General features: G+C 72.3%; 15 protein-coding genes. 10 read left to right on the top strand and 5 right to left on the bottom strand.

All coding sequences use genetic code 11. The annotated features are described in order from the left end of the window. Window positions 1–62 precede the first annotated feature (62 nt). Window positions 63–233: a hypothetical protein gene (locus H5965_RS14445; protein ID WP_310970208.1), complete on the top strand. Its 171-nt coding sequence runs from the start codon at window positions 63–65 to the stop codon at window positions 231–233. A 196-nt stretch (window positions 234–429) separates the two neighbouring features. Here the strand turns inward: H5965_RS14445 and H5965_RS14440 are convergent, their stop codons facing one another. Continuing rightward, a complete protein-coding gene (locus H5965_RS14440) occupies window positions 430–765 on the bottom strand; it encodes a hypothetical protein (protein WP_310970207.1) in 336 nt (111 codons plus the stop codon). 229 nt (window positions 766–994) lie between these two features. On the opposite strand from H5965_RS14440, the gene H5965_RS14435 reads away from it, so the two are divergent. Beyond that, window positions 995–3,664 carry a BTAD domain-containing putative transcriptional regulator gene (locus H5965_RS14435; RefSeq protein WP_310970206.1) on the top strand — a complete coding sequence of 890 codons (2,670 nt, stop codon included), beginning with the start codon at window positions 995–997 and terminating at the stop codon, window positions 3,662–3,664. Window positions 3,665–3,969: 305 nt separating this feature from the next. Here the strand turns inward: H5965_RS14435 and H5965_RS14430 are convergent, their stop codons facing one another. Continuing rightward, complete coding sequence (locus H5965_RS14430; RefSeq protein WP_310970205.1) at window positions 3,970–5,016, bottom strand: ferritin-like protein; 1,047 nt, start codon at window positions 5,014–5,016, stop codon at window positions 3,970–3,972. A 154-nt stretch (window positions 5,017–5,170) separates the two neighbouring features. On the opposite strand from H5965_RS14430, the gene H5965_RS14425 reads away from it, so the two are divergent. From H5965_RS14425 to H5965_RS14405, 5 genes are read left to right on the top strand one after another with little or no spacing between them, the layout of a single operon-like run. Further along, window positions 5,171–5,929 (top strand): SDR family oxidoreductase, encoded by a 759-nt coding sequence (locus tag H5965_RS14425; RefSeq protein ID WP_310970204.1) that lies wholly within the window; start codon window positions 5,171–5,173, stop codon window positions 5,927–5,929. Window positions 5,930–5,931: 2 nt separating this feature from the next. Then, window positions 5,932–6,249 carry an FAD-binding protein gene (locus H5965_RS14420; protein WP_310970202.1) on the top strand — a complete coding sequence of 106 codons (318 nt, stop codon included), beginning with the start codon at window positions 5,932–5,934 and terminating at the stop codon, window positions 6,247–6,249. Then, window positions 6,188–7,531, top strand: coding sequence for an FAD-binding protein (locus H5965_RS14415; protein WP_310970200.1), 1,344 nt, complete (start codon window positions 6,188–6,190; stop codon window positions 7,529–7,531). Before H5965_RS14420 ends, H5965_RS14415 begins: the two co-directional genes overlap by 62 nt. A 47-nt stretch (window positions 7,532–7,578) precedes the next feature. Continuing rightward, entirely contained in the window at window positions 7,579–8,472 is an 894-nt protein-coding gene (locus H5965_RS14410; protein WP_310970199.1) for an RNA polymerase sigma-70 factor, read from the top strand. Between the two features lie 20 nt (window positions 8,473–8,492). Further along, entirely contained in the window at window positions 8,493–8,858 is a 366-nt protein-coding gene (locus H5965_RS14405; protein ID WP_310970198.1) for a hypothetical protein, read from the top strand. A gap of 39 nt (window positions 8,859–8,897) precedes the next feature. On the opposite strand, the gene H5965_RS14400 is transcribed toward H5965_RS14405, so the two are convergent. Together H5965_RS14400 and H5965_RS14395 are read right to left on the bottom strand one after the other, a co-directional pair. Continuing rightward, on the bottom strand, window positions 8,898–9,632 hold the full coding sequence (locus H5965_RS14400) for an SDR family oxidoreductase (RefSeq protein ID WP_310970197.1): 735 nt from the start codon (window positions 9,630–9,632) through the stop codon (window positions 8,898–8,900). After that, on the bottom strand, window positions 9,629–9,997 hold the full coding sequence (locus H5965_RS14395; protein WP_310970195.1) for a cupin domain-containing protein: 369 nt from the start codon (window positions 9,995–9,997) through the stop codon (window positions 9,629–9,631). Before H5965_RS14395 ends, H5965_RS14400 begins: the two co-directional genes overlap by 4 nt. Window positions 9,998–10,379: 382 nt before the next feature. Here H5965_RS14395 and H5965_RS14390 point away from each other — a divergent pair, with 382 nt between their 5' ends. Continuing rightward, complete coding sequence (locus H5965_RS14390) at window positions 10,380–11,300, top strand: SRPBCC family protein (protein WP_310970194.1); 921 nt, start codon at window positions 10,380–10,382, stop codon at window positions 11,298–11,300. Further along, window positions 11,297–12,472 carry a zinc-dependent alcohol dehydrogenase gene (locus tag H5965_RS14385; protein ID WP_310970193.1) on the top strand — a complete coding sequence of 392 codons (1,176 nt, stop codon included), beginning with the start codon at window positions 11,297–11,299 and terminating at the stop codon, window positions 12,470–12,472. The genes H5965_RS14390 and H5965_RS14385 overlap by 4 nt, the downstream gene beginning before the upstream one ends. A gap of 55 nt (window positions 12,473–12,527) precedes the next feature. Here the strand turns inward: H5965_RS14385 and H5965_RS14380 are convergent, their stop codons facing one another. Next, the gene (locus tag H5965_RS14380; RefSeq protein WP_310970192.1) at window positions 12,528–13,640 is read right to left on the bottom strand and encodes a hypothetical protein; all 1,113 of its coding nucleotides are present in this window, start codon (window positions 13,638–13,640) and stop codon (window positions 12,528–12,530) included. 105 nt (window positions 13,641–13,745) lie between these two features. On the opposite strand from H5965_RS14380, the gene H5965_RS14375 reads away from it, so the two are divergent. After that, a complete protein-coding gene (locus H5965_RS14375) occupies window positions 13,746–14,030 on the top strand; it encodes a hypothetical protein (protein WP_310970191.1) in 285 nt (94 codons plus the stop codon). Window positions 14,031–14,039: the final 9 nt, after the last annotated feature.

The raw sequence follows: 14,039 nt of genomic DNA, 5'->3' as shown, positions 1-14,039 counted from the left end.
CGCACCCCGCCACCTGCGCGACCAGCTCGCTGGCGCAGGTCGCGGACGGCGTCGCGGAGGACGTGCGCACGTTCCAGGCCGCCATGCGCACGCTCGGGGTCCGGCCCGATCCGGCCAAGGTCGTCCTGGCGGCGGCCGGGGAACGGATCAAGCGCAATGGTTGGGCCGCACGGTCATCGCCCCCGGGCAGCCCCCGGCCGTCCTTCGTGTGGCTGCTGTACCGGCACCGGTGATCGAGGTTCCCGCCGCGTCCACGGGGACAACCGGGTGGGCACGGACCGCAGCGCGCCGGCCACCCCCTCGCCGGCGCGCTCCGGTCCGGCCGGAGACGTCCCCGATCGACCTGGCGACGCGGGACGGCTCGCTCACCTCCGGCAACCGGCCGCTCCCCGTTCCCCCGGCGGAAGCGGCCGGTCGCCGGGCCGGAGCTCAGCAGACGATCAGGATCTTGACCCAGGCGAAGCCGGTCCGCTGGCTGGTGTCGACGCTGCTCGACAGGCGGTAGTGCGGCACGGTGCTGCCCTGGTTGAACAGGTGGCCGCTCTGTCCTCGCGCGTCCCACTCGTACGAGCCGTGGTACGGGATCGAGTGTTCACCACAGCCTTCGATGAACGCCTTCCGCCCCGTCATCCCGCCCTTCTCGTAGGCCGTGAAGATGGACGTCGCCGCGAGACTCGTGGCGGGCGCCGCGACGGCCGGGGTCACCGTGGCCACCATGGCCGCGACGGCCAGCGTGCCACTCGCCCAGATACCGGACTTCCTCATGCGTGGAACCTCCCCTTCGTGGAACCCCCGGCGCCCGAGGCCGCTCCGCCGATCGCGTGAATCGAACGGAGGTTCGCCCAAGGCGCCGTCCAGGTCTGCTATCCCGGACGCGGGGGGATTGCAGGTGCTGGCTGAACCGAGTACGTCGAAGACTCTGGCCGACGTCTTCACCGGGAATACACCACCGGCGTGGAATCGCCTGGTCAGCCGCCGTGGGCGGGACTGACGCGTGCTGCGGTTCCGGGTGCTCGGCGAAGTGACCGCCACGGACGGCGGCGCCCGGGTGGCCCTCGGCCACGCGCGGCAGCGGTGCGTGCTGGCGGTGCTGCTGGTGGAGGCCAACCTCGTCGTGTCGACCGACCAGCTGGTGGACCGGGTGTGGGGCGACCGGCCGCCGCTGCGGGCCCGGCAGGTGGTCAGCAACTACGTGTCCCGGCTGCGGCAGCAGCTGCCGCCCGGTGGCGGCGTGGAACTGCAGCGCCGGGGCGGCGGGTACGCGTTGCTGGTCGAACCCGGCCGTATCGACCTGCACGAGTTCCGCCACCTCGTCCGGCGCGCCCGCAGCGAACCCGACGAGCAGACCGCTTGGGCCCTCCTGGAACAGGCCTCGGCGTTGTGGTCCGGCGAGGCCTTCGCCGACGTGGACGTCCCGTGGCTCGCCGCCGTGCGCGAAGGCCTGGCGATGGAGCGGTTCACCGCCGACGCCGACCGCATCGACCTGGCGTTGCGACTGGGCCGGGACGCCGGCCTGCTGTCCGAGCTGACCGCCCGGGCCGCTGCACATCCGCTGGACGAACGCGTGGCCGGGCAGCTCATGCTGGCGCGGTACCTGGCCGGTCACCCGGCCGAGGCTCTCGCGGAGTTCCAGCGGGTGCGCACCCGGCTCGCCGACGAGCTCGGCGCCGACCCGGGCCCGGCGTTGCGGGAGCTGCACCAGCGCGTGCTGACCGCGGATCCGGACCTCACGGCGTCCCCTCCGGCGCCGCCGGTGCCCGTGCCGCGGCAACTGCCGCCGCGGCCCACCCCCTTCACCAGCCGTGAAGCCTGCCTGGCCCGGCTGACGGATTTCCTGGCCGGATCGCCGGTGCCCGACGGCGCGAGCCCGATCGCCGTCGTCAGCGGGGCCGGCGGGATCGGCAAGACGTGGCTGGCGCTGGAGTGGGCGCACCGCAACGCCGGCCGGTTCCCCGACGGCCAGCTGTTCGTCGACCTGCGCGGCTTCGGCGCCGACCGCGGCGGCCCGATGGATTCCGGTGTGGCGGTGCGGGGCTTCCTCGCCGCGCTGGGGGCCGATCCGGACCGGCTGCCCGCCGAACCGCACGCCCAGGCGGCGCTGTTCCGGAGCGTCACCGCCGGCAAACGCCTGCTCGTGGTGCTGGACAACGCCGCGGACGCCGGCCAGGTCCGGGCCCTGCTGCCCGGCAGCGGGCACTGTGTCGTGCTCGTCACCAGCCGCCGGTGGCTGACCGGGCTGACCACCGCGCACGGAGCCGGCCGGCTGCACCTGGACGTCCTGGCCGACGACGAGTCCCGCGCCCTGCTGGCCCGGCGGCTGGGCGGCCGGGCGCGCACCGAGGCGGCGGCGGTGGCCGAGCTGACTGCCTCGTGCGGCGGTTTCCCGCTCGCGCTGGGGATCATCGCCACCCGCGCCCAGCTGCACCCGGACGTCCCGCTCACCGAGCTCGCCGCCGAACTGCGCCGCCAGGGCGCGGCCGCCCTCGCCGACGACGACCCGGTCGCCAGCCTGCCCGCGGTCCTGTCGTGGTCCTACCGCGCGCTGTCCGACCGCGACCGGACGGTGATCCGGTTGCTCAGCACGGCGCCCGGGCCGGACATCGGCGTGCCGGCCGCCGCCGCCCTCACCGGTCTCCGGCCGGCCGAGGCGGGCGCCGCCCTGCGCGCGCTGGAGGAGGCGTCCCTGCTCGGCCAGCACCCGCGCGGCCGGTACCGGATGCACGAGCTGATCCGGTCCAGTGCCCGGTCGGCGGGCGCCGACCCCGGCTCGGCCGCCCTGCGCCGGCTGACCGACTTCCACCTGCACACCGCCTACACCGCCGAGCGCCTGCTGAACCCGCACGCCCTGCCGATCCGGCTCGCCCCGGCCGTCGTCCGGCCGCACCCGGTGGGCGACGTCGCGGCGGCACTGTCCTGGTTGGACACCGAGCACGCCAACCTGCTGGCCGTCCAGCAGGCCGCGGCGGATGCCGGGATGCACGCGGTCGTCTGGCAGCTGGCCTGGGTCCTGCTGACGTTCCAGACCCGCCGCGGCCACCACCGCGAGCAGGCGGTGGTGTGGCGGACGGCGCTCGACGCCGCCCGCCACCTGCCCGACCCGGCGGCCCGCACGGTGGCCCACCGCCGGCTCGGCGCCGCCTGCGTCGAGCTGGAACGGCACGACGAGGCGGTCGAGCACCTGCAGCTGGCGATGGACCTGGCCCAGCGGCACGGGAACACCGGCGACGAGGCCCACACGCACTACCAGCTGGCGTGGGCCTGGGGCCGCCGCGGCGACGACCGGCAGGCCCTGGATTACGCGATCAGCGCGGTCCGGCTGTGCCGCCGGGCGGACCTGCCGGTGTGGGAGGCGGACGCCCTCACCACGGCCGGCCGCCACGCCACCCGCCTCGGCGACCACGAAACCGCCCGCCGCCACTGTCACGCGGCCCTGTACCTGCACCGCAGGCACCACAACGCCCACGGCCAGGCGAACGCGCTGCGTGTGCTGGGCGAGATCAGCCTGCTGGCGGACAACGAGATCACGGCGGCCCAATGGTTCCGCGCCGCCGCGACGCTGTACCGCAACCAGGAGGTGACGGCCGCCGAAGCCGACGCGGCCGACCGGCTGGGCCACGCCCGTACCGCCGGCGGGCCCCACGTCCGGTGGCAGGACGCCGTCTAGTACTGCAACGGCAGTCAGCCGGGTGGTGGTGGATCGTCGATGTGGTGATGGAGCGGCTTGAACCGGGTGCAGGAGCGGATCGAGCACCTCGGCGGCCGTCCTCGGCGGGCAGTACTACGGCCCCGACGGCCTGGCCGGGCGACGCGGCCACCCGGAGCTGGTCACCTCCAGCCCCGGCTCCTACGACTTGACCGTGCAGCAACGCCTCTGGGCCGTCTCCGAAGACCTCACCGGCGTGCGATACCCCCTCGGCCAGGCAGCCGCCGCAAGGTGAGCGTTCGCGGTAAGAACCGGCGGCCGGTGCTTCAGTTCCGCTGCTCGGGTGGCACGTACTCGAACGTCGGGCCCGCGGTCGTCTTCCCGTCGCCGGTCGGCATCTTCATCAGCGCCAGCCCTTGCTTGCGCAGCCCGAACATCGTGCCGACCGCGTCCATCATCCCGCCCGGGTTGCCGGTGAACGCCTCTTCCAGCTGGTACAGCAGCAGGCTGTAGGTCTGGTTGAACTCCTCCTGGGCGACCCGGATGGCGCTACCCTCCGGGTAGTCGGCGGTCCGGGGGTTGTGCCGCATCGGCAGCACGCCGTCGAGGTCGACCGCGATCGCCTCGCCGGTCGGGCCGGACTGCGGGGTGTCGCCGGTCCGGTAGCGGCGGCCCACCTTCAGCTCCTGGAACCGGAAGTAGTGCGCGACCTCATCCCGGTCGGGGTGGAAGACGTCGCGATCGCCGTCCCACACGTCCGTGCGCGCGGCCCCTTCCCCCTGCTCGACGATTTCCGCCAGCGCGGCCGATGCGGACTTCAGGTCGTGGACCGGCAGTACCCGGCCACCTCCGCCGCGGAGGTGGAACTCGCCGATCTGCCGGGCGGGGTCGCCGGTGAACACCCGGTCCTCCCCCAGTTCGTCGCACAGGGTGCGCAATCCGGCCTCGATCGCGGCGTAGAACTGCCCGATGGTCCGGTACTCGTCGGTCTGCGGCGGCGCGTCCGCGGACGCGGGTTGCTCGATGCGCAGGAACAGCTCCAGGGCTTCGGGGCCGAACGGCGCCAGGTGGACGTGCACGGACCGGTCGCCGTGGGGCAGCGGGTGCGGGTACGGCGGCAGCAGCTCCGGCGTGTCGAGCTCGGGCGAGCCACCGACGGCGTTGAGCAGGTTCGCGGCCAGGGCCAGGTGGATCATCTCCTCGGCGAGGACCGTGCCCACGACCTGGGTGGCTTCGGGGTTGCGCGCCGGGTCCAGCGAGTACAGCGCGCACAGGTAAGGCGGAATCGTCGCGTGCTCGAGTTCGATCGCCCACTGCAGGTGGCGGCGGAGATCGTCGATCGTGTCGATGGCGTGAGCGCCACGGGTGTCCATGCGGTACTCCGGTTCGTCGGGTCGGTGTCGCCAGCCAAGACCGGACGCCGTCGCGGTTTGTGACAGCCGGGCTGTCACAAACCGGCAGCCTGTCCGGTCCTTGCCGGAGAACGACGTCCCGGAGCGGCCGGGGCGCGGGAGGAGAAGGCACACCATGAAGATCGTCGTGATCGGCGGCAGCGGGCTGATCGGCTCGAAGCTCGTCCGGAAGCTGACCGCACACGGCCACGAAGCGGTTCCCGCGTCCCCCGATTCGGGCGTGAACACGCTGACCGGCGAAGGGCTGGCCGAGGTGCTGGAGGGCGCCCAGGTCCTGGTCGACGTCTCGAACTCACCCTCGTTCGCCGACGACGCCGTGCTGGACTTCTTCCGCACCTCCACCGGAAACCTCCTCGCCGCCGAGGAGAAGGCCGGGGTGGGGCACCACCTGGCGTTGTCGGTCGTCGGCACCGAGCGGCTCTCCGAAAGCGGTTACTTCCGCGCGAAGATCGCGCAGGAGAAACTCATCAAGGAGGCCGGGCAACCGTACTCGATCGTGCACGCCACGCAGTTCTTCGAGTTCGTGGGCAGCATCGCCCAGGCGGCGACCGACGGGAACACCGTGCGCCTGCCGGACGCGCGCATCCAGCCCATGGCGGCCGAAGACGTGGCCACCGCGGTCGGCCGGGTCGCCGTCGGCGCACCGCTGAACGGCACCGTCGAAGTGGCCGGTCCCGAGCAGTTCGGGCTGGACGAGCTGATCCGCACCGGGCTGGCTTTCCGCGGTGACCCCCGCGAGGTCGTCACCGACCCCGAAGCGCGCTATTTCGGTGCCCTGCTGGACAAGGACATGCTCCTGCCCGGCCCCGGCGCGCAGCTGTCCGCCACGCGGTTCGCCGACTGGCTCCCGCTCAACCCGCCGCCGGTGAAGTGACCATGACCGAGCGTCGGATCGCCACGTCGGTCCTCGTCATCGGGACCGGCGGAGGCGGCCTGCGCGCCGCGATCGAGCTGGCCGAACAGGGTGTCGACGTCCTCGCGGTCGGCAAGCGGGCGAAGTCGGACGCGCACACCACCCTCGCCGCGGGCGGCATCAACGCGGCGCTGGCGACGATGGACCCGGAAGACTCGTGGCAGCAGCACGCGGCCCGGGGCATCGAGGACCTCGAACGCTACGGCATGCCCTTCGCACGTGAAGATCTCCCAGCGCTTCTTCGGCGCGCACACCTACCGCCGGACCGCGTTCGCCGGTGACTACACCGGACTGGAAATCCAGCGCACGCTGGTGAACAGGGCGGCGCAGGTGGGCGTCCCGGTCCTGGACACCGTCTACGTCACGCGGATCCTGGTCCGGGACAACGTCGTCTTCGGTGCCTATGGATTCGACCTCACGGACGGGAAACGCTATGTGATTCACGCCGACGCGGTGATCCTCGCCGCGGGCGGGCACACGCGCATCTGGCGGCGCACCTCGTCCCGCCGCGACGAGAACACCGGCGACTCCTTCCGGCTCGCCGTACTGGCCGGCGGCCGGATCCGGGACGCCGAACTGGTCCAGTTCCACCCGTCGGGTCTGATCGCGCCGGAGAACGCCGCGGGCACGCTCGTCTCGGAGGCGGCCCGCGGCGAAGGCGGGGTGCTGCGCAACGCGCTCGGCGAGCGGTTCATGGCCGGGTACGACCCGGACCGCAGGGAACTGTCCACTCGCGACAGAGTGGCGCTGGCGGCCTACACCGAGATCAAGGAGGGACGGGGGACGCCGGCTGGCGGGGTGTGGCTCGACGTCTCGCACCTGCCGAGGGAGACGATCATGCGCCGGCTCCCCCGCGTCTACCAGACCCTGCTCGAACTGCAGATGCTCGACATCACCCGGGAACCGATCGAGATCGCGCCCACCGCGCACTACTCCATGGGCGGGGTCTGGGTCCGGCCGGAGGACCACGGCACCGGCGTCGAAGGCCTGTACGCCCTCGGCGAGGCGGCGAGCGGTCTGCACGGCGCGAACCGGCTCGGCGGCAACTCCCTGATCGAGCTGCTGGTCTACGGCCGCATCGTCGGTGAAGCCGCCGCGCGCTACTCACGCGACCTGAGAGCGCAACAGCGGTCACCGGCGGCGACGGAGGAAGCCCGGGGCGAGGTCGACGAGCTGCTGGCCGCCGACGGCCCGGAGAACGTCCGGGCCCTGCAGCGCACGGTGCGGAACACCATGACCGAACACGCCGGAGTGGTCCGCCACGAGACCGGCCTGCGCACCGGCCTGGCCGAGCTGGACGAACTGGAAGGCCGGATGCGTGCCGTGGGCGTCCACCCCGACATCGCCGGGTTCCAGGACCTGGCGCACGCGTTCGACCTCAAGGCGGCGGCGCTGGCCGCGCGAGCCACGCTCGAATCGGCGCTCGAACGCCGCGAGACGCGTGGCTGCCACAACCGCGCGGACCACCCGGACCTCGACGAGTCGCTGCGCGTGAACCTCGTCTGGTCCGGGCCCGGGCGGGTCGCGCGCGAGGTGTCCACCGCGGGCAAGCTCGTCGAATGAGCCCCCCGGAGCCGACGTCGTAGAGTCGAGGGGTGGCGGATTCCGGGATGAGTGCCGAACTCGGCGACGTGGCCGATCTCGAGGCGGCCACGGCCGCCTTCACGCAGGTGCGGCCGCGCCTGTTCGGGATCGCCTACCGCATGCTCAGCAGCGTCACCGAGGCCGAGGACCTGGTGCAGGACGTGTGGCTGCGCTGGCACTCCTACGACCGGTCCACGGTGACCAACCCGGAGGCGTTCTTGGCGACGACCACCACCCGGCTGGCCATCAACGTCCTGCAGTCGGCCCGGAAACGGCGAGAGACCTACATCGGGCCGTGGTTGCCCGAACCGGTCGACACCGGCGCGGACCCGTACCTGGGCGCCGAACGCGGTGAAGCACTGGAGTTCGCGACCCTGCTGCTGATGGAGAAGCTCACGCCCGGCGAACGCGCCGCCTACGTGCTGCGAGAAGCCTTCGACTACTCCTACGCCCAGATCGCCGACATCCTGTCCTCGACCGAAGCCGCGGTGCGCCAGCTGGTCAGCCGGGCGCGCAAGCACCTCACGAGCGAACGGCACGCGTCGGTGCCCGCGGCCGAGCAGCGGGAACTGCTGACCACGTTCCTCGCCGCCGCCCGGTCCGGCGACATGGCCGGACTGGAGCGGCTCTTCACCCCGGACGTGACCAACCTGTCCGACGGCAACGGCCGCAAGGGCGTCGCCCGCCGTCCGCTCGTGGGCAGCGTCCGGGTGGCGAAGTTCCTGCAGGCGATCTCCGGCTGGTTCTGGGACGACATCGACATCGAGTGGACCCGGGTCAACGGGCGGACCGCCGCCGTGCTTCTCCAGGACGGTGGCGTGTACGGCCTGCTCACGGTCAGCGCGACCGCCGAGGGCATCGATCAGCTGCTGTGGCTGGTCAACCCCGAGAAGAACAAGGCGGTGTCGATTCCGGCCTGACCCGCCGGCGGGAGGAAGCCGTGTTCGACCCGCATGACGCGACCGTGCGCCGGTTCGCCGCGGCTTGCCGCCGGCGGGACAGCGCCGCGCTCGAAGCCGTCCTCGGCGACGACGCGGTCGCGACGTGCGACGGCGGCGGCCTGGTGCCCGCGCCGGCGGGGACCGTGCGCGGCGCGGCGGAGGTCGCCCGGCTGGTCATCGAGGTCATGGGCGGACGTGCGGACGCCGAGCTGACCGTGGAGTCCGTCAACGGCCGCGCCGGGCTCGCCCTGCGCCACGCCTCGCGCGCCGTCGCGGTCGTCGGCGCCGAAACCGCCGGGTCCCGGGTCACCACGCTTTGGATCGTGCTCAACCCGGCCAAGCTGGCCGGGTGGCACCGCGGTTGACCGGGCCCGCACCGCCACCGCCGTGCGGGCCCGGTCACTTCACCGTCCCAGCCAGTCCCGGTAGGTGGTCTTCGCGATGACGGCGCCGTCCTTGGCGATGAGCGCGTCGCCGGACGCGGCCGCGAACAGGCCGGCCTGGTCGTCGGTCACGACCGGCCGCCGGTCGCCCTGGGCGGCGAGGGTGATCCGGCCCAGCTCGTCGAGGGCGAACACCTCCGGCCCGGCGACGTCGCGGGTCCCTCGCAGCGGGGTCCCCATGCTGACGTCGGCGACCGTCTGGGCGACGTCGTCCGCGGCGATGGGCTGGATGCGCGTCGCGGGCAAGCGGACGGTGTTCTCGTCGGAGGTCCACGACATCGTCGCGGCCATGAACTCGAAGAACTGCGTGGCGCGGACGATCGAGTACGGCACCGGCCCGGCCTTGAGGATGTCCTCCTGCAGCACTTTGGCCCGGTAGTAGACCAGGTCCGGCACCAGCTCGGCGCCCACGATCGAGAGGATGACCGCGTGCCCGACGCCGGCCGCGCCCGCCGCCTCCAGCAGGTTGTCCATGGTCGTCCGGAAGAACGCGGGCGAAGCGTCGTCGAACGTCGGCGAGTTCGTCAGGTTGACGACGACGTCGGCCCCGGCCAGCGCTTCGGCGAGGCCCTTTCCGCTGAGCAGGTCCAGCCCGGTGGACGGCGAGTGCGGGACGGCCTCGTGCCCGTTCGCGGTCAGGATCTTGACGACCCGGGAGCCGATGAGCCCCGTCCCGCCGATGACGGCGATCTTCACTTCCGCGACCATCCCTTCGCGCTGAGTTCGTCCTCGCTCACCAGGTCGACCATCGGTTTGCCCGGTTCGCAGAGCATGGTGACGGTGAACCGCACCGGGACGTCGTCGCGGTTGTTGCCGTCCTGGTAGTGGATGACGTCGCCGCCCGGCTCCCAGAACGCTTCGCCGGCGCGGACGACCCGCGGCGGCTCGCCTTCCAGCTCGAACACCATTTCGCCCTCCAGCACGTAGCCGAAGGCCGGCCCGGGGTGGCGGTGCGGCGGGGTGCCGGGGTCGCCCGGCGGGTACTCGATGACGATCGTCATCGCGTGCGCCCCCTCCGGGATGACGGGCGGTTTCGCCTCCTGCAGCACGGTCAATGACATGAGAAGACCTCCTCGACGAACGGATACACCCGCTAGGACCGGACAGCCCCGCGATTTGTGACCGGCCGGCGCGGCGGGCGTCCGCGTCACCGGATCGGTCAGCAGGCAGACGCGGGTTCTCGCCGCCGCTGATCCGGACGGACAGGCCCAGCAGCGACGCGGTCGGGCGCGGGAGCTTCGGCCCGCCTCATTCGGCTCGGCTCGGGGAATCGGTGGGTTAGCCGGATCGCCGAGGGGTAGCCGCCCCCGGTCGGACAGGCCCGGGGCGTGCTTCACCCGGTTGTTCGGCAGGGCGCAATCGGATCGGAGGCTGACCATGACGCGCTCGGCAAGCCCCGCAGCAGAACGAACAACGCAGGAGAACGGTCGGCGACTGGGCTGGATGAGTCTCGGTCTCGGCCTGGCACAGCTGATGGCCCCCCACGCCGTGCGCCGGATCAGCGGCGTCGACGACTCCGCGAAGTCGCAGGCGGTGGTCACGGTCGTCGGCGTGCGGGAGCTGGTCCACGCGGCCGGGCTCCTGACCAGCCGGCGGAAGGGCGTCTGGGCGTGGACCCGGGTCGCGGGCGACGCGATGGACCTGACCGCCCTGGGAGTGGCCCTCACCCACCGTGGCGGGCGCCGGCGACGGCGGCTCGCCGCGGTCACCGGCGCCGTCGCCGGGATCACCGCGCTGGACCTGCTGACCGCCGTGCGGGCCACCCGAGCGGACCACACCGGCTCCGCGCGGGCAGCGCGGGGCGCACACAAAGGAGATTCCGTGGAACTGACCGCAGCAACCACCATCCGCAAACCCGCGCCGGACGTCTTCGCGTTCTGGCGCGATCTGGAGAACCTTCCGTCGTTCATGGCGCACCTCGAGCAGGTCCGCGCCACCGGCGACCGGACCAGCCACTGGACCGCCAGTGCCCCGTTCGGCCAGGACGTCGAATGGGACGCGGAGATCACCGACGAGACGCCGGGCGAGCGGATCGCGTGGCGCTCGACCGGGAAAGCGACCGTGCCGAACGCCGGCACCGTCTGGTTCGCCCCCGCCCCCGACGGGGAGAGCACCGAGGTGCACGTCGTCCTCGCGTACGAGATCCCCGGCGGCGCGGTCGGCAAGGCCGTCGCCAAGTACTTCGGCGAGGAACCGCACCAGCAGCTCGACGACGACCTGCGCCGCCTCAAGCAGGTCCTGGAGACCGGCGAGGTCGTGCGCTCCGACGGCGCGCCGTGGGGCAAGCAGGCACGCAGGGAATTCCCGCAACGGCCGGCACAACCGCTGTCGGACGCCGAACTGGAGAAGGGACCGGACGCATGAGGGCCAACACCTGGTCGGGCCGCAACAAGGTCGAGGTCCGTGACGTCCCCGACCCGAAGATCCTCAACCACCGCGACGCGATCGTGCGGATCACCTCCACCGCCATCTGCGGCTCGGACCTGCACCTGGTCGACGGGTACGTCCCCACCATGCAGGACGGCGACGTCGTCGGCCACGAGTTCATGGGTGAAGTGGTCGAGGTCGGCCCGGGCGTCGACCCGGGCAAGCTGCGCGCCGGGGACCGGGTCGTCGTGCCGTTCCCGATCGCCTGCGGCGCGTGCGCCGCCTGCGCCGCGGAGCTGTACTCGTGCTGCGAGAACTCCAACCCCAACGCCGGGATCGCGGAGAAGATGTTCGGCCACCCGGTCGCCGGGATCTTCGGCTACTCGCACCTGACCGGCGGCTTCGCGGGCGGCCAGGCGCAGTACGCGCGCGTGCCCTTCGCCGACGTCGGCCCGATCAAGATCGAGTCGGACCTGACCGACGAACAGGTGCTGTTCCTCTCCGACATCCTGCCCACCGGCTACATGGGCGCCGAAATGTGCGACATCACCTCCAGCGACGTGGTCGCGGTCTGGGGCGCCGGCCCGGTCGGCCAGTTCGCCATGGACAGCGCCCGGCTCCTGGGCGCGGCGAAGGTCATCGCCATCGACAAGGAGCCCTACCGGCTGCGGCTGGCCGAAGAAGCGGGCCACGTCCCGGTGAACTTCGAGGAGGTCGACGTCCGGTCCCGGCTCCTGGAGCTGACCGGCGGCCGCGGACCCGACAAGTGCATCGACGCGGTCGGGCTGGAAGCCACCCACGGCAGCGCGCACATCGCCGCCTACGACCGCATCAAGCAGGCCGTGCGGTCGGAGACCGACCGCCCGCACGCGTTGCGCCAGGCGATCATGTCGTGCCGCAGCGGCGGGGTGGTTTCGGTGATCGGCGTCTACGGCGGCCTGCTCGACAAGTTCCCGGCCGGCGCGTGGATGAACCGGTCGCTGACCCTGCGGACCGGGCAGTGCCACGTCCAGCGCTACATGGATTCGCTGCTGCACCGCATCGAACGCGGCGAGCTCGACCCGACCCGGATCATCACCCACACCCTCCCCCTGGAGGAAGCCGGCCGCGGCTTCGAGATGTTCAAGAACAAGCAGGACGACTGCGAGAAGGTCGTCCTCAAACCCTGACCGGCACCTGCGCCTCCGGCCGCCGGCTTACCCGGCGGCCGGAGGCGCGGGCCGCTCAGCCGTCTCCGGCTTCTTCGGCACGTTCGCGGTTGCGTTGCTGCCGCTCCCGCTCACGGCGGCTGTAGGTGGCCCGGCGGACGCGTTCCTCGTCTTCGACGCTGGAGCCCAACGCCCCGGCGACGATGCCCACCGAGGTGGCCAGCCACACCAGCTTCAGGTACGACGCCGGCCCGGCCGGATGGCCGAGGGTCTGCCCGAAGTAGGTACCTTCGATCAGCACGATCGACGCCACCAGGGCCAGCCCGAACAGGATCGCGTACATGCACGCGACGCCGATCGACAACGTCAACGCGGTCGACGCATTGTACAGCAGCGCTTTCCGCCGGTCCAGGTGCCCGGACGGGGAGTCCCAGAGGTGGTTGTGCACCATCAGCCAGCCCGCCATGACCACGATCGCCAGCACTGTGATCCCGGCCAGCCGCACCGCGGGCAACGCCTCGGCCAGCTTCCAGAACGAGGTGGTGATGATGCCATAGGCCGCGGTCCCGGCCGCGGCCGCGGTGGCCCCGGCGAGGTTGGGCACCAGCCGCCACGGCCGGTTGTCGCGGATCATCCCCGCCAGCAGCCGCACCCGCCCGCGCACCCCCGCCAGTGCCAGGTGCTCGTCGGCGGCACCGCGGCCCTCGACGTGCCGCGTCGGCGCCACCAGCTCCCGCAGCCGGTCGAGCGCCCGCGGGGGCGGATCGACCGCCTTCGTCGAACGGGGTGCCACCAGGTGCCGGACCAGGTGGACGATCAGCCGGCGCGCCCGGTGCCGCAGGCGCACCGCGCCGAGCGCGGGCAAGGACACCATCGCCACCCCGTGGTCGGCGTTGTAGTCCGACGCGATCGGGACCGTGCCCGCCCGCCGCGGGAGGTCCGTGATCAGTACCAGCAGGTCCCAGCCGTGCTTCTCCCGGCGCTCTTCCGCCAAGGCCAGCATCGGGATGTCACCCTCCTCGTTCAGCGGAAGGGCCTGCGTTTCGTGCTCGACGCGCCAGGACCTCTCCTCACCGAGGTCACGAGCCAGGCGGGCGGGCAGCCCGTCGGCGATTCTTCCGACGAGCTGACCGGGCAATCCCTCATCGGTCAGCAAACCCACCACCAGGGCCTCTCGCTGAGCGGTCATCTTCGAACCTTTCCTCGATCCGCGAGGTCAGCCCTCCGGGTTCCCGGCTCGATCACCGGCAAACGGCCGGGCGTTTGCCGTGCGGATCTCCGGGTACGACCAGGTATGACCGAAAAGGACGATCCGACGACCGACGACCTGCGTGCCGAAGAGTTCGACCGCGCGGCGGTGGGGACGGTACTGGCGGCCGGTGACTGGGCCGGGTGGGACGACCTGCTCGACTGGCTGCGCACCGAAGGCCCGGGCGTTCCGGAACTGTCCCCCGGCGCGCTGCGCGGCATCCGGCAGGACGCCGAACGGGCCTGTGCCATGGGGTTCCCCTTCCCGCACGACCCGGACCACTTCTACGCCATCCTCCGTGGACAGCACCTCGCGCGATCCCACGACTGAGTTTGTCCC

Origin of the sequence: Amycolatopsis sp. 505 (assembly GCF_031625235.1) — a bacterium.
Classification (GTDB): Bacteria; Actinomycetota; Actinomycetes; order Mycobacteriales; family Pseudonocardiaceae; genus Amycolatopsis.
Note: the sequence above shows the minus strand (reverse complement) of the source record. Positions and strands in the feature narration are given on the sequence as shown.

Bases quoted from the DNA above. Each gene is read 5' to 3' on its own strand.
- H5965_RS14390 (WP_310970194.1), top strand. From the start codon at position 10,380: ATGAGTCTCGGTCTCGGCCTGGCACAGCTGATGGCCCCCCACGCCGTG.
- H5965_RS14375 (WP_310970191.1), top strand. From the start codon at position 13,746: ATGACCGAAAAGGACGATCCGACGACCGACGACCTGCGTGCCGAAGAG.
- H5965_RS14430 (WP_310970205.1), bottom strand. From the start codon at position 5,016: ATGGACACCCGTGGCGCTCACGCCATCGACACGATCGACGATCTCCGC.
- H5965_RS14420 (WP_310970202.1), top strand. From the start codon at position 5,932: ATGACCGAGCGTCGGATCGCCACGTCGGTCCTCGTCATCGGGACCGGC.
- H5965_RS14425 (WP_310970204.1), top strand. From the start codon at position 5,171: ATGAAGATCGTCGTGATCGGCGGCAGCGGGCTGATCGGCTCGAAGCTC.
- H5965_RS14410 (WP_310970199.1), top strand. From the start codon at position 7,579: ATGAGTGCCGAACTCGGCGACGTGGCCGATCTCGAGGCGGCCACGGCC.
- H5965_RS14380 (WP_310970192.1), bottom strand. From the start codon at position 13,640: ATGACCGCTCAGCGAGAGGCCCTGGTGGTGGGTTTGCTGACCGATGAG.
- H5965_RS14395 (WP_310970195.1), bottom strand. From the start codon at position 9,997: ATGTCATTGACCGTGCTGCAGGAGGCGAAACCGCCCGTCATCCCGGAG.
- H5965_RS14385 (WP_310970193.1), top strand. From the start codon at position 11,297: ATGAGGGCCAACACCTGGTCGGGCCGCAACAAGGTCGAGGTCCGTGAC.
- H5965_RS14440 (WP_310970207.1), bottom strand. From the start codon at position 765: ATGAGGAAGTCCGGTATCTGGGCGAGTGGCACGCTGGCCGTCGCGGCC.